The sequence below is a fragment of the Parendozoicomonas verongulae genome, assembly GCF_009711465.1.
GTDB classification, from domain to species: Bacteria; Pseudomonadota; Gammaproteobacteria; order Pseudomonadales; family Endozoicomonadaceae; genus Sansalvadorimonas; species Sansalvadorimonas verongulae.
On sequence record NZ_SMME01000500.1, the window covers coordinates 1 to 1,082 of the forward strand.

Consider the following 1,082-nt stretch of genomic DNA (forward strand, 5'->3'; position numbering starts at 1 on the left):
CACACCAGTAGTGCACACAGCACATCCGTCGCGCCAGGTTGTGCACCCCACTGGTTCGGGCTCATGAAATCCAGCTTCAACGTTTTAAAAACACCCGGCCCACAGGCCCGGGCCAGGTGCCAGAAGTTTGTTTGAACATATGCCCGGTCTATCTTTTTCAGGGGACGCAGATATTGCGCCAGCTGATCCGGGTCAACCCACTCTTGATTGTCCTGATCCGGGAGCAGCTTTTCACAGGCCACTTTCATAAAATCACGAACAGGCGGATGCTGGCGGGTACAGTGGGTGAGTACGCTGTTAATTGCTTTGCGCCAGTGCCTGGGTTCCAGTGTACCGAACCCCTCATGGGACTGGGCCTGCTGGGCGGCAACAATCAGGTTGTCCAATCCCCCATGCGTCAGAACGGGTAAGGCTCCCGTCGTTTGGGTGACGTCTTTTGGGATCTTTCCATAAATCGTATAGATTTTATCCAGCGCTGTTTCGGGGATCTGGTCGCGGTCTATACCATGCCTGCTGGCTGCTGAACGCCACATATCGACCTCAGGCAACGGCTCTGCTGACTGAAGAGCCTCCCTCCATGGCAGAGAGATACAGTGTTTCGATTGTGGCCATAGCAGGCAGAGGCGGGCTTTTGGATATTTCAGCAGTGAGCCATTGACCATAACCGAGGGGGGATGGCAGCAAAGTGATTCCAGAGCCTGTTGCAGCACGGGATTTTTTTCAAGGCCAAGAATCACAACCTCCCTTCCTTGCTGAAGGGCCTGCTGGAGTTGTGTGACATTCCGGCCAAAGTGCGGGGTGCGTTCCGACCGGACATGAAGGTCGTCGAACAGTTGCCCAAGGTGGGTCTGGCCGGTCACCCGGATGACAAGAGGAGACTCTTTCTGTGTTTGCATCCATTCCGAAATCTGTGTTTCATCACAGTAAGTGACAGCACGTACGGCCGGATGCTCGAATATCTTGTGTTGCGTATCTGCCGGGCTGTCTTCGGACCCCCCAAGCTGCTCTGGCTGACCGTCCGTATGGGTCAGAAAGATTTTGGGTTTCTGGCTCATATTGAGCCCAATAGCCTGAAGCCGGTT

1 protein-coding gene is annotated in these 1,082 nt (G+C 54.6%); it reads right to left on the reverse strand.

The window, feature by feature from the left end:
• Window positions 1-1,055, reverse strand: a 1,055-nt coding sequence (locus tag E1189_RS01195) for a hypothetical protein (protein WP_155158287.1), incomplete at its 3' end; no start/stop codon positions are given.
• Window positions 1,056-1,082: the final 27 nt, after the last annotated feature.